The sequence below is a fragment of the Cylindrospermopsis sp. CR12 genome, from assembly GCF_001432185.1.
In the GTDB taxonomy this organism is placed as follows: domain Bacteria; phylum Cyanobacteriota; class Cyanobacteriia; order Cyanobacteriales; family Nostocaceae; genus Raphidiopsis; species Raphidiopsis raciborskii.
The window spans coordinates 90,823-104,706 of sequence record NZ_LMVE01000021.1 but is presented as its reverse complement, the minus strand read 5'-3'; the positions used below and the strand labels follow the sequence as shown (position 1 = coordinate 104,706).

7 protein-coding genes are annotated in these 13,884 nt (G+C 43.8%); 2 read left to right on the top strand and 5 right to left on the bottom strand.

Features of this window, described 5'->3' with window-relative positions:
* Positions 1–16 precede the first annotated feature (16 nt).
* Positions 17–2,170, top strand: coding sequence for an AGE family epimerase/isomerase (locus tag ASL19_RS02585; protein WP_057177168.1), 2,154 nt, complete (start codon positions 17–19; stop codon positions 2,168–2,170).
* 137 nt (positions 2,171–2,307) lie between these two features.
* Positions 2,308–2,967, top strand: coding sequence for a TMEM175 family protein (locus ASL19_RS02580; protein ID WP_057177167.1), 660 nt, complete (start codon positions 2,308–2,310; stop codon positions 2,965–2,967).
* A 13-nt stretch (positions 2,968–2,980) separates the two neighbouring features.
* On the opposite strand, the gene ASL19_RS02575 is transcribed toward ASL19_RS02580, so the two are convergent.
* From ASL19_RS02575 to ASL19_RS02555, 5 genes are all read right to left on the bottom strand, one after another.
* Positions 2,981–5,215: a caspase family protein gene (locus ASL19_RS02575; RefSeq protein ID WP_057177166.1), complete on the bottom strand. Its 2,235-nt coding sequence runs from the start codon at positions 5,213–5,215 to the stop codon at positions 2,981–2,983.
* 132 nt (positions 5,216–5,347) lie between these two features.
* Positions 5,348–6,532, bottom strand: a complete 1,185-nt coding sequence (gene sat / locus ASL19_RS02570) for a sulfate adenylyltransferase (protein WP_057177241.1) — start codon at positions 6,530–6,532, stop codon at positions 5,348–5,350.
* A gap of 170 nt (positions 6,533–6,702) precedes the next feature.
* Positions 6,703–7,311, bottom strand: coding sequence for a Uma2 family endonuclease (locus ASL19_RS02565; protein WP_341273474.1), 609 nt, complete (start codon positions 7,309–7,311; stop codon positions 6,703–6,705).
* Between the two features lie 22 nt (positions 7,312–7,333).
* Positions 7,334–10,645, bottom strand: a complete 3,312-nt coding sequence (locus ASL19_RS02560) for a Swt1 family HEPN domain-containing protein (protein WP_057177165.1) — start codon at positions 10,643–10,645, stop codon at positions 7,334–7,336.
* 73 nt (positions 10,646–10,718) lie between these two features.
* Positions 10,719–13,829, bottom strand: coding sequence for a DUF1156 domain-containing protein (locus ASL19_RS02555; protein WP_072149074.1), 3,111 nt, complete (start codon positions 13,827–13,829; stop codon positions 10,719–10,721).
* Positions 13,830–13,884 lie beyond the last annotated feature (55 nt).

Below are 13,884 nucleotides of genomic sequence, written 5' to 3'. Positions count from 1 at the left end.
AAAGGAAATACCTATCATGGCCAACGCTATTAATTTCGCCTTTTCCGATCTGATTGCTGGTTACATCACCAAGGTTGAGTTTCCTGATCTGTTTGACTGCCAGGCTATAGTGGGTCTGCGCACCTCTGATAAGCGAGAATTTGATATCAAGGTCACTAAAGCCTGTTATGCAGAGTTGGTACGCAATCTAGGAGAACCATTTCAGGTTGCACCCAGCCTTCAAAACATTTTGGCAGAGGGAAGATTTATACATGCCTATGGTTTATTTTATCCAGAAAGCAGCGGCATTAAGTTTGAAGCCAAGCATATTGTGTTATTTGGTCGTACCGCAGATCATCTTCGCTTTGAAGAGCAGGACTGGTGGATCACACAAATTAAGCAATTGCTAAATTTCTATCTGGAAGCCCAGTTTAATCTTGATGAGGGTGAAACTATTGACTTTCGTAACTTTCGCACTGATCTAAGCGCTGAGGGGAAAAAACTAAATGGGCAGCAAAATTTGGATACCATCTCCCGACTAGTCTATGGCTTTGCCAGTGCCTACATGCTCACTGGTGACGAACGGGCGTTAGAAGCAGCTGTGAAGGGTACAGAGTACATGCAACGGCACTTCCGCTTCCGCAACTCAACGGAGGGAATCTGTTACTGGTATAGCCAAATTAACCTCCAATCCAATGGCACTATTCGCAAATTCATCGGTTCCCAAGCGGGGGGGGACGAAGGCGGTAACGCGATGCCTTGCTATGAACAAATTTACGCCTTGGCGGGCCCAACCCAAACCTTTCGTCTCACTGGTAATCGAGAAATTTTGCGAGATATTGAGGACACGATTAGTTTCCTCAATCGTTATTTCAAAGACCATAGTCCCCAGGGTGGTTATTACTCCCATGTTGACCCAGTCACCTTTTCTCCCCATGCCCCATCCCTCGGCATAAACCAGGCTCGCAAGAACTGGAACTCTGTTGGAGACCATGCCCCTGCCTACTTAATTAATCTCTGGTTGGCAACGGAAAAGCCTGAGCACGCTGACTTTCTGGAATACTGCTTTGATTTGATCTGCAAGTATTTCCCTGACTACGACTACAGCCCCTTTATGAACGAAAAATTCCACGACGACTGGAGCCGTGACCTTAGTTGGGGTATTCACCAGGCTCGATGTGTAGTTGGACACAACTTGAAGGTGGCCTGGAACTTGACTCGAATGCAAAGCCTCAGGCCTAAAGATACCTACCGTGACTTTGCTCACAAGATTGCTAATATCATTCCATTAGCAGGCTGTGATAACCAAAGAGGTGGCTGGTACGACATGATGGAGCGTACTTTAAAGGATGGAGAAGAGCTTTATCGCTTGGTCTGGCATGATCGCAAGGCCTGGTGGCAGCAGGAGCAAGGCATTTTAGCTTACTACATCATGGCTGGAGTTTATGACGATAAACCAGAGTATCTGCGCTATGCTCGAGAAGGTTCTGCCTTCTACAATGGTTGGTTTCTCGATTACGATGCTGGCGGGATTTACTTTAATGTGCTGGCTAATGGCCAACCCTACGCCCTTGGCACTGAGCGGGACAAAGGCAGCCACTCCATGGCTGGTTATCACTCCTTTGAATTGTGTTTTCTAGCCGCAGTTTACACCAACCTGTTGATTAATAAGCAACCCATGGACTTTTTCTTCAGCCCTGAACCAGGAGCTTGGTCAGATAACCTGCTGCGGGTGGCCCCGGATATTCTACCTAAGGGTAGTATTCGCCTGGCTGAAGTATGGCTTAATGGACAGCCTTACTATGACTTTGATCAGGAGGCCTTAACGGTCACCCTGCCCACCGATGTGAGCGAAATGAAGGTGCGTTGTCGCGTAGTACCGACAGGAAGTGACTTCGATATTGATCTAATCTCCTTTAAAAATGGCGTTGCCACCCTAGCTCTGAACGGTAACCTGGTGGTTAGTCAACTAAAGCATCTGCAAACCGCCCTGGAACGGCTTTCGGGATTAGCAGCCCTGGTATTAGATCTTACTCATCTCAAGTCCATCGACGATAGTGTGCTGAATTACCTGGTGTTTAATAAACAGTCTTACCCTGAGACCTATACCATTAGCCTGCAGGGCCTGCCCGATCATTTGAAAACCATTCTAGAAGAAAGCGAGTTACTTGAGGAATTTGTGCTGGTATAGGCGGTATTCATAGGTAATTATAATCCAATTACAGCCGCTATAACCTTGAGGGGAAGGAGGCAAGCCCTGCCCAGCCTTTCCCCATCAAGTTTATCCTCGGCCTTCTAGGAAAAGATCTCAGCACACTGAGAATTGATATGGAGATTTTTGAAAAATCTATGGACAAAGAAAAACTCGGAGGTCTAATTGATGCCATTTATGCTATCGCCATGACCTTACTGGTGTTGGAACTACCTAAGCCCGAATCAACTACTGGAATTGGTGAGCTGATACGGGAGTCATCCAAGTTCCTTATAGATTATGGACTAGCTTTTATTATACTTTTCGCTTTTTGGTATAACCAAAGACGCATCAATGATTTAGTAGTAAGGCACCAGCGTACCACGCTCTGGATAAATGGATTATCCTTGATGATCGTTTGCATATTACCTTTCGCAACTACTTTACTTTATAACTTCGGTCAGCGAACATCCTGGATTGGTCAATTCAATCTAGGAGCTGTTGTTGATATTGTGTTTGTAACAGTTTGCCTATCCATAGATGGGCTAATTCACTTGAATCTCGCTATCATTAACCATACCCGGAGCTATAGTCAGGAGCATTATCAAAAAGTGTTCCAGATTATGCACTCTCGTCGCATCGCTACCATAGTTTTGATTCTTTCCCTGTTAATCAGTTTTGCTTTGCCTATACCCAACCGAGTTTCCTTGATAGTTCTTCCTATCCTATTGATTTTTGAGACGGAAATTGCAGACAAAGTATCACAAGTCTGGACGTGGTTCCACAAAAAAAAGTAAGGGACAGGTAGTTTTAAACTGATTCTGATTGAAAAACAAAGTTTAGGCTTGCCCAGTTGTTCACATCTAGTGCATAAGAATCAGTACCGCTCACACTACTTTCCGACTTGGGAGTAACACTACTAGCAACATGCAAATCCTCTAATATGGCTTGAGTCACATCCAGAGGATTAAATAATTCACTAATAGACTGTTGATCTGTAAATTTGCTATAGGAGCTTGCTAAAGCTAATAAGGTTTTGGTAAAAGGAGAAGTGCTGAAAATCAATTGGTGTTCGCAAAATAATGACTTTTTCGGCAATAACCAACTAAAACTTTGACCATTCTGGGGAAATTGAAGTGATCCCCCCGGAGCAATCACAATCTGTTCTAACACAGGTTTATTGTCACCAACCTTCTCTGGGGAAGAAATTGCCCATGGATAAAAAGCCACAGGAGTTTTATGATTATTTAACCCTACTAGCATACAATAAATTGGGCGATCGCCAAAATTGACCACCTGGTAGACCATGATGCTATTAACCGGAACAGTAGGAACAGCTGCTGATTGGTCTACAACTCTTTTTTGGCTTGTCCTATCCTGTAAGGAAACAGGATAGGTTTCCCTTTCCCACACTAGGTGACGTGAAATTGTACCAGACTGGGAAAAGAGATTTTTGGTAACAACTTCCAAGCTGACTTTCACAGACAATTGAGAAGAACCCTGATTTTCTGTCAATCGCCATAATTTGATTGCCAGTAATTGAGAAAATTTCCTAGTTAGTCTTTGCACTGCCAATTTTACTAATTCTCCCGCTTCCCCAGCTGTATTCTCGAGGAGTTCACCACCAAGGGAAAATAAACCATAACGGGTGGGGAGACCTGATAATTTACCAAAAAGATAGTCAGCGCTCCCCTCTGGTAAAGTGATATTTACCATGCGAGTTAAAGCAGAAAAAGCACTAGTAGCATCTACACGCTCAATTCTGTCCAGTCCTGAATCTAGGGTTACCATGAGGTTAATATTACGAGATAGGACACGCACTGTCTCTTGCACTAATTGACCAACCTTTAAGGAATTAACTGGTGTATCTTGGACTTGTGCTTTTGCTGTCAAACCGCTACGAGACTTCAAGATTAATTTTTCTCCCCCAACTGCGGTAAATCTGGAATTAACACCATAATGTAACCATACTTGGGGTGGTAATCCTCCCAACCATAACTGGGCTGTTTTCCCCTCCTGGTCAATACTGGTAATTACCCCCTGAGCGCTTTCCATGGGAAAATTCTCGGTAATTAAATCGGTAATTAAAACGGATGGGGAATTTTCCTTTGTATTTAAGGTTAACAAATCTGGTTGTTGACGATTACCTAGTTTATATATATAATTATTAATGTCGGATAGAAAAATATGAATAGTTTTGGGCGGTATAACTTCCCAAAGATACTGGGTCAGGGCATAGGTAAATAAACCTGCACTAAAACCATAAAACAGGGACTCCCCTGGCGATTGGTCGGGTTGTGAGCTGGCCCTTAAAATTACGGACCCATTCTTGCTTGAACTAACTCCCTTGGCGATGCCATTATTTATGGGCAAACCCCCTGTTAGGAGATGGTTCAAGAAATTCAGCTCTTGGGGATTTAATCTCTTGGTTGGGGGGGTCACCAGGGAGCGAAATCTTAACCCAGAAGGTTGGGATATGGTTTTGGGATAATAACCAGTATCTAACACTGCTGTTACCTTATCCGTGGGAACTAAACCCAATAATAACAACAGGGTTTCTTCTAACAGGTAGTTAGCAAAATTATTATCTTCTGGGTTGTTAGATCCATCTGACGCACTTTCATCCACGGGGATTAAAGCATGAGCCCCCCCTGGTAAGTCTTCTAATTGAACACGGGTGCCATAACCACTAAAATGGAAAACCACCGCATCATCAGTCTTAACCTGCTTAATCAAATGCTCAGAAATGGCCGCTTCAATAAATTCTCGACTGGCTTGTTCCTCGGTTAAAGTCAGGATATCAGAACTCAAAAACCCAAAACGGTGAATTAACAGTTCTTTTTGTAACTCAACATCGGTTAAGCAACCACTCAATGGAGGACTTTCTGGGTAGTTATTAATACCTATTAGTAAAGCCAACTTGTGACTAGGGGGTGTTGCTAAGGCTTGATAATACTGACCTCCTAAACCTGACCATGCAAGATTAGTCCATCCTGCAGTTCCCAGTATGGAACCAATTCGTTGTAAAAATCCACGCCGTTTCATAAGTTAACTAGTACCCCCGAGTCCATCAGCTAATAGCTTAAATGGCAAAGAGCTAAAAAGTAAAGTTTGAAATTACACTCTCCTAGGTTATCTGCAATTTGCCAAATGTCAACGGGTACTCTAGGTAGTATACTATATCAAAGCTGTTTGTCCAATACGCATGGCTCGTGCCAATTCTGCTGCTACCTCGGGACGAGAAAACTCAGGTGGCGGTAATTCACCACGACGCAACATTTCTCTAACCTTTGTCCCTGAGAGGTGAACTCGCTCTCCTGGGGTACTAGGACTAGTTTTAGTGGTAGCCATTTGTTTCGTACGGGTACAATAGAAAGCATGTTCAAATTTCATTGGTACAATGCCCAGTTCTGAAGGTTGAAACTCATCGAAGATATATTGAGCATCATAAGTACCATAATAGTCGCCCACACCCGCATGGTCTCTACCTACTATAAAATGGGTACAACCATAGTTCTTACGAACTATTGCATGGAAGATAGCTTCCCTAGGTCCAGCATAGCGCATAGCAGCAGGGTTAATTGCTAGAATTACCCGATCCAAGGGATAATAATGCTCGATTAAAATTTCATAGCAGCGCATGCGAACATCCGCTGGAATATCATCTTCCTTGGTAGCGCCCACCAGGGGATGTAGAAATAGACCATCAACAGTTTCTAACGCACACTTTTGAATGTATTCATGGGCCCGATGAATGGGGTTACGAGTTTGAAAGCCCACAATAGTTTTCCAGCCTTTTTCCCGGAACATTTGTCGAGAAGCTGCAGGGTCTATTTGGTAGGTGGGAAAGTGGGGGTGAGCATCACGTTGCAGTAACCAGATATCCCCAGCCAGATTCACAGAACCCTGGGCATATACTACTTGAACTCCTGGATGTTGGGCTTCGTCTGTGCGATAGACATTCGCAGCCTCGCGCTTTTTATTGTAGGTATATTTTTCACTGAGTTCCAACACGCCAATATATTCACCTTGGGAGTTATCTAGACGTACTAACCCACCCACCTGCAAAGGACTTGCCACTTCTTCTGTCACAGACAAAGTGATGGGAATTGACCAAACTACACCATTAGCCAGACGCATTTCCTCTACTACACGGTTGTAGTCCACCTGGTTCATAAAACCAGTTAAGGGACTAAAACCACCAATGGCTATCATTTCTAAGTCTGAAACAGCCCGCTCATCCAGGATCACTCTCGGTAGGAAATCAGCTTTAGCACAAAAAAATTCTTTTTGTTCTGGTGAAGCAACTCGGTTTATTAACTCTCCGCCGTGGGGGGCGATCGCATCTCGATGGTAACTCAAGGTGATCCTTCCGTAATTTAGTAATTTATAGTTTTGTTGCCAATCAATTAATAAGTTATCAAATGCTTGGTGCACTGTCCTAGTAGTTTGGCAAAAAAATTTCTTGGTGGTGCGGTGCCCAAACTACATTAAAATTTTGCCATCTTTGGTAACTACACCGCAAGTCCTAATTATTGGATCAGATCCGGGAAAACAATTTCCTCATAAAACTCCTCGATCGGCAAACTCAAGCTAATGCTTTTTAGCTCCACCCGATCACCTGGGCGATCGCTCAGAATTAACCAGTCACCTGTCTCATTTTTGTGATAAATATCAATTGCGATTTCGTCAGAGCTGGCTAATACGTAATCAATCAAGTTGGGATTACGTCTGTACTTTTCAAACTTATTACCACGACTATATGCCTCAGTACCGCTCGATAGAACTTCAACGATTAAACAGGGATAGGTAATATAGAGGGAATGCTCCCGATCTCGATTGTCGCAAGTTACACTCAAATCTGGATAAGTATAGTTAGAAGTTCCAAGGATATTAACCTTTAGGTCTGAGTTAAAAACTTGACATGTACTTCCTCGCAGATGAGACCGAATTAATAATAAAAAATTAATTGCGATCGCACTGTGATTTTGTGTGCCACCACTCATTGCATATACGCGACCATCGATTAGCTCGTGCTTTTCTAACTGCTGTTCTTCCCAGCAAAAATACTCTTCAGGTGTAAAAAACTGGTCTTGTTCTTTGACTGCAATCATAGGAATCATCTGAACTAAAATTGACATACTCCCCTACCTTTTTATCACTTTACTCCTGCTCAAAGGCCTGACTGTTAAATTTGAGGGTGCGACAATTTTCGGTGACAGTGCGCACCACATCATCAGGTACACCATCGGGAATGTCTGCTTCAATTTCTAATACTATCCTAACTTTCGCATCTTTTAAGCTGGTTAGGTGCTGAATGATTTCATTGGCGATCGCAGGAGCATCGCGATTAACTCGTAAGGGGTCAATCTCCACCGTGCCATGAAATCTCTTGAGCTGGGGTTTTGTTTCTCTGGTTCTCTCGGTTGGGGTGGGTTCTTGGGTGGGTTGGATCGGTTTTTTACTGGTGCTTTCACTTCTACTGGGTGAGGTAAGTTCTTTGACTTGCTCCTCTTTTAGCTGTTTTGTCGCTATTTCGGGTTTTACAATCAGGTTTTCACTGCTGATGCTGGGGTTTATGTTATGCAATACTACTAGGTTTTTATATTTCTGTTTGCTCTCTTCCCACCCCTGTGCATAACCAAAGTGATTCTGTATGTCTATTTTTTGTACTCCGTTTTTTACTGCTTCTAATAGCACTTCTGGGTTCTTTAATCGGGGTAGATATACGTATTGGGCTAAGTATTCCCACAGCTGTTTGAGATCTATGTGGTTGGTGTCTCTCCATAGGTATTTGTCTAGTGCTTCCATTCTTAGGGTGTTGCTGGAATATTCTGTAATCAGTTGTCCATCGTTTACTAGTTGGCGACTAGCTCTTAGTATGGGAGAACTCTCTCCTGGTATTCGTTCGCAGTTAATCTCTATCGGTTCGTGGGGATTTGGTTGCTCAGGTGAAATTAACCATTGATAGGTCTGGTTCAAAATTGTTTTTACATATTTTTCTGATTGTTCTTTCTGAGCTGTGGCTTGTTTGGTCTGTGAAACATTTAGGTTTAATGTGTCTTTGTCATTCAATATGGAATCCCATGCTAGATACTGGGCAACATTCTTGTTTAAATTTTCTATGTTGTCTTCCTCCGCAGCAATAAATACTAGGGTGTTTTTATAATAGCGGGGGCTGGTTCCTCTATGATTCAGAACGTCTTTTATCCATTCTATAGCACTGCTATTTTTTTTAGCTTTATTGTGCTGGAGTTCGGGACTAAGAACTACAAGTCTCACTCCTAGGTTAGGATCGTCGGGTATGTCGCTGCTGGAGTCTGGAGCAGTATGAATGGCTGTAAATTCACCCCGCTCTTTGTCGCTTTTTAATCTTCTAATTATTTCTTCTGTGACTTTGTATAGTTCCTCTAAAAATTGGTTGGTTCTATCCTGTGCTGTACGGGTAACGTTGGGTTGATTAGAGATCCAGTAGCGGTTACCATCAATATACAAGTAGGTGGCTCTATCTGTTAATCTTCTAAGAGCATCTACAAAGGTGGCTACTACTTCCCCTGGTTGGACACAGCCAAGTTTTATCCGCTGTTCTTCTAATCCTATGTTGGCGGCCTGTTGAATGGGCGCTGAGCCTAGGTATATGGTGCGTGCAACTCTCCGACAAGCAGAGTAACGACCAATGGGGGTGTTTTGCCTGTCTATCTCCAGAGGAAGGGAGTTTATTCCATCTACATCTTTTTCGATGATGGGAACCCAGTTGTCATCCAGGTATCTTGTTAGTTCTGACTGAACTTGAGCATCATCCATGGGAATTTGACCTGGCATGATCAGTAAACCTTTATCTTCTCTTTCCCACAGAGAATGGATTACTTTGGCCATTAGACGCAATACTCCCCTAGTTCGCTGAAATTTATCCAGAGTTGACCATTCTGAATAAAGGCGATCAAATATTTCTGGGTGTATGGGGTAAGACTCTTTTAGGCGGTTTTGATATTTGGCTTCTGCGCATTCACTAGGAAACTCTTGCTTTTGCTGGCGATACATATCATAGAATGCCCGAATCACCCTATCTCTTTCCACAAACAGGTCTGGGTTTGTAGTAGTCTCAAATAGGCGACGACGGACTATTTCAAAGCTCTCTTCCGCACTGGATGGTCTCCAGGGAGATTCTACCCTACCCATAGCATTTTTTAATCTGTCCAGGGCTTGTTTGCCCCTATCTCCACCTATTTCGTTATCAGAGGAGGAGGGGATGCTCACTACTAACAGGGTGCGGTCGGCATTTTTTGCTGATTCGCTCAGGGTCTGGGCAAAGGTAAAGTGGGTATCAAAACTCCCTCCTGGCAGATCTGGTTGTTCATGAAGTTGGCGAGCGTAAGCAACCCACTCGTCTATTAATATCATGCAGGGAGCATAGCGGTTAAATAGGTGTTTGAGAGTATCACCAGGATTAGTAGCTGTTTGGTCGCTGTCTCTCACCATTTCATAACCCTCTTTCCCTCCCAGTTGCCAGGCTATTTCTCCCCACAGGGTACGTATTTGAGTCCCATCTGATTTTTTATAAATGGTACCAGGTGAAATTTTGTTACCCACTATCACCACCGTATTGACGTTTTGGGGTAATTCCTTAATAGATGTTTCTTCAAATACTGAATCCAGTCCCGGTAATTCCTGACGTTTTAGTCCAAAAAATATATGATACAGAGCAAGTATAGCATGGGTTTTGCCACCACCAAAGTTAGTCTGTAATTCAATTACTGGGTCTCCTCCCTTACCCGTAAGGCGAATCAGAGCATTGGAGAGGAGTTTTTTCAGTCCTTCCGTCAAGTAGGTGCGTCGGAAAAATTCTGTAGGGAGGCGGTATTCATCAGAACCTTCATCTTGATATACTTGCCACAGGTCGGCGGCAAATTCTGCTTGTTGGTAGCGACCTGATGCTACGTCGGGGTGGGGTGTGGCAATTTCTCTCCATGGTTTTAACCATGATGATGGTTGTCCTTCTGTGGGTGCTTCTGCTTTGCGTCTTGTTTCTCTTTTGGCTTGTTCTTCATACCGGGTTCTGAGGATTTCTTGTTTTTGCTTTTCTACTTCTTCGGTATCCCCAGAAACTGCATTTAGCAGTCTGGTAATACTGTCAAAAGCGCGGTAGGTGTCGTCTAGGGAAAATGAACTGTTATGGGCCCAGCTGTTGCGGGTCTCTCTTAGTTCACTCACTAATGAGCGATCGCTTCTCCCCAGGGTTTTTTTAAAAACGTCGTTCCAATATTCCCACATAACAATAAGTAGGGCTGATACGTCTTCTTGAAAGATAGTATCTGCTGTTTTTCGGGTTGTGTAGCTTTCCGGGAGGCAATTTATGGCCATAGTAGTCCATTGTTTACCATAGGTTTGTTTCATTTCTCTGTCCACAAAGGGGTAGAGTCCTTCTTTAAGGGAATCAAGTGCCCTTCCTACACGTTCCCGATTACTTATTGCCATGAGTTTTTTATATATGTTATTAATGCAGTTATTAACTATAATGCACGATTTTGGTCATTAAAAACAATGGCGCTCATAAAGAAAGACTAATTTGGTGATCACTAGGGGTTCTATATTGGTTGGCTAATCGGGTAATCTCCGTCCAGGATATGACTAGACTATTATAGGCTATAGCCTCTTGATTCCATCCCTTGCGATCGCACAGGTTATACAATCTATAGGCCAGGTCTCTGGCTAAGTAGGGACTAGTTTCCAGATGAGCTAGGAGTTTGGCTGCACCGACTTCTCCTTGAAATAGGAGTGAGTGGATAAGATGTTGAGTGATTTCCCAGATTGGCATGCGGGTATCTTTTTGTGGTTTCCAGTCTGTAGGGAGGTCTTCTCGTTTGAGGAGTCTGACTTTACCCGCTTTAGCTTCTAAAATGCCTGATTCTACTAGACCTTGAACACTAGTGTTTTTAGCTTTAGAAAGGGTTTCTGCATCACCATAGGGACCATCAGAGAATTGGTGTTGCTCAAACCAGGTGAGGGCCCAGCGGGTATCGCTATCGAATTCGCCTTCTTGTTCGGTGAGGAATTCGTCCAGAATTTGGTTAATAGATTGGAGTGCGCTACGTACGCGCAGGGGTGTGCCATCGGGTTCTAATACGGCTGCATATTTGGAGAAGATGGCCATGCCGGGGCCTATGCTGGCTTGGGCTAGGTCCACGGGGGCGATGTTGCCTTGTTGTAGGAGTTTGAGGGCTGGGGGAAGGCCTGTTTTTAGTTCTTTGAGGAATTGGCGGCGGGTGGTTTTGGGTGAGTCTTGGGGGCGGGGGCGACATACGAGAACTATGGATGAGGCAAGAGCATTTGTACCAGATGCAACCATGCGATTACTCAGTTCACTGCGCATGGGCCAGGTGCCATCAATGGTAAAGTTGGCTTTTATTAGTCCTTCTAGCATAGTTTCCCATCCGGTGGAGGATATGACATCATCTTTATCATCCCTATCCTCTGTCTCCTCTTGTTTAAAAGCATAATAAACCGTTAGAGGATAATCCGAATGGGCTATATAGTTCATGCGTTCAAAGGCTTTTCCCAGTCCTTCTTCAAAGAAATCTCGCGCTTTTTGTTTATTGCCACCAAAGCGATAGGGTGTAGCAACTAATTCCGGTGCTTTGGGTACTAGGAGGGTGCTAAAGATATTAGGATAGATAGAACCAAGGGAACGACGCAACCAAACATAAAAGAAGTCAGCAAGATCTGCGTAACCTATGTTATCATAGTAAGGTGGATCTGTGGAGATGAATTTGGGTGTAGTGTCGCCAGATTGTGATGTGGTAGCATCCAGCTGAATAACTTTTCCCTGGGGAAAACAGGAAGACTTTTCAATAACCTGAATTACCCAGTCAATAGCACCATTAAAATTGCCGGTAGAATCACTCATGGGATTAGCTTCAGCAAAATCCCAAGTCATGGGAATGGCTTGACGAGCAAATGTGTTGCGCGTGCTATCACGGCTAATATCCCAGGTACAAATCGCAGAGTTCCTATCCGAAAGCCTATCAATTCCAATCGCCAAATAGGTAGCTACCGCATCTGCATAAGCGGTAGCTCCTATTCCCCCATCATTGAGAGAGAGATGGTCATCAGTTTTTCCTGCTGCTATGGCATGGTCTTTTATCTTCTCTCTTGCTTCCTGTACTAGGTCGCTGAAGGTGGTCAGGGCTACAAGTTGGCGCGAGGTGAAGAGATCTCCAAAAGTATTCATTCCATACAAGGGAACGCTGACTCGGCATTTTCCTTCTAATTCCTGCTCAGGTTTCCATTCAGGTTGAGCTTTCATAGCAATTTCAACTTGTTCATCACTAGGAGAGACATAAATCCTTCCGCTTTTTCCTTCAGCTACAATAGCCATTAATTGAGCATTCATCCTTCCTGCTTTCCCTTCGCTACGGATATGATCGAAGGTCACAGGTGTTTTACAGGCTATACAAACTGCTCCCTTTCTACTTACAGTTCCCTCCGGTGCTTCTCCTTTTCCTATGTTTACCTCAAATCTTATTTTGGGAGCTAGGGTCTCCTGCTGCTCAATCAAAGGCTCAACCCAAGCCTCTTTCCCCTTTTTGGTTGATAGCTGAAAACTCCGCACTAATGGCATTTGACAGCCACATGCTGGGTTAGGACATTTGACGGTTCTAGCCCACAACCAGGCAATAACTGTGGCTTCTCCGCCTCCCTGCTCTTTTGTTAGCTTGACCTTGGGATACAAATGCCCAATTCGTTTAAAGGCTTCATCCCGCATCCACTGTCCATAATATCTGATATCTTCTGCTAATCCCTGGGCACTATACCATTTTCCTGTGGGGGTGGCTGACGGATTAACTGGGCGTTGGTCTCTAAATTTGGGTGGAATCTCAATGAGTGCTTTGGTAATTAATACTGCTACTGGGTTGAGGTCACTACCGTGGGCTTCTAGTCCCAATCGCTGGGCTTCTAGGGGGATGGAACCTCCTCCACAAAAGGGGTCGTAGGCTGGGGGAGCATTTTTAGCGATGTAGTCTCTTATGGCATCAGGTTTAGTCGGGGGTTGGTCTCCACGTTCCCAAGCTAGGCAGCGGGCAATCTCTTTTTGCGCTTCTATTAATACTGTTGATTTAGGATTATTAATGTCATCCCAGGATACTAATCCTTTGACAGTCTCTTTTATGTTTCCTTTTTTATCTTTTTTAATTTCAATTCTTCCCAAAATGTCGAATAATCTTTGCCGTTCTTTGTTCTGAACTTCTTCCGTGGGAAATTTATCGGGCCAACTGGAAGGGTCGTCTACTAATGAAGCCCATAAGACTGCTCGACACGCTGCTAGGGGTCGTCTTGCCCACCAAAGATGTAGGGTGGATGGGTGGCCATGGCGTATTGATTTTTCTCTTGCTGATTCGATGTTGATGGCTTCTAACGGTAGGGCAACTTCAATTAGTTTTTTTCGTGACGGTTTAAAATGTGAGACCTTGAGCTGTTCTGGACGTAACCCTAGGGACTGATAAACACGACCATTCTTATCGCTAAATTCTACTTCAAATGCTGCTCCATCTGCTAAAGTTTCAACTACAGTTCCCACCTGACCGCGCCACAAGTTATCCGCTGGTAGGTCAACGGTTAACACGACCACATCAAGTAAATTAATTGAACTACTGTTTAACATTAGGATGGTATCAGGAGGGTAACCATCTTAGTTTAATATAAATTCTACCTAAATT

Coding starts and splice junctions, on each gene's coding strand:
- ASL19_RS02585 (WP_057177168.1), top strand. CDS start 17: ATGGCCAACGCTATTAATTTCGCCTTTTCCGATCTGATTGCTGGTTAC.
- ASL19_RS02580 (WP_057177167.1), top strand. CDS start 2,308: ATGGAGATTTTTGAAAAATCTATGGACAAAGAAAAACTCGGAGGTCTA.
- ASL19_RS02575 (WP_057177166.1), bottom strand. CDS start 5,215: ATGAAACGGCGTGGATTTTTACAACGAATTGGTTCCATACTGGGAACT.
- ASL19_RS02565 (WP_341273474.1), bottom strand. CDS start 7,311: ATGTCAATTTTAGTTCAGATGATTCCTATGATTGCAGTCAAAGAACAA.
- ASL19_RS02560 (WP_057177165.1), bottom strand. CDS start 10,645: ATGGCAATAAGTAATCGGGAACGTGTAGGAAGGGCACTTGATTCCCTT.
- ASL19_RS02555 (WP_072149074.1), bottom strand. CDS start 13,829: ATGTTAAACAGTAGTTCAATTAATTTACTTGATGTGGTCGTGTTAACC.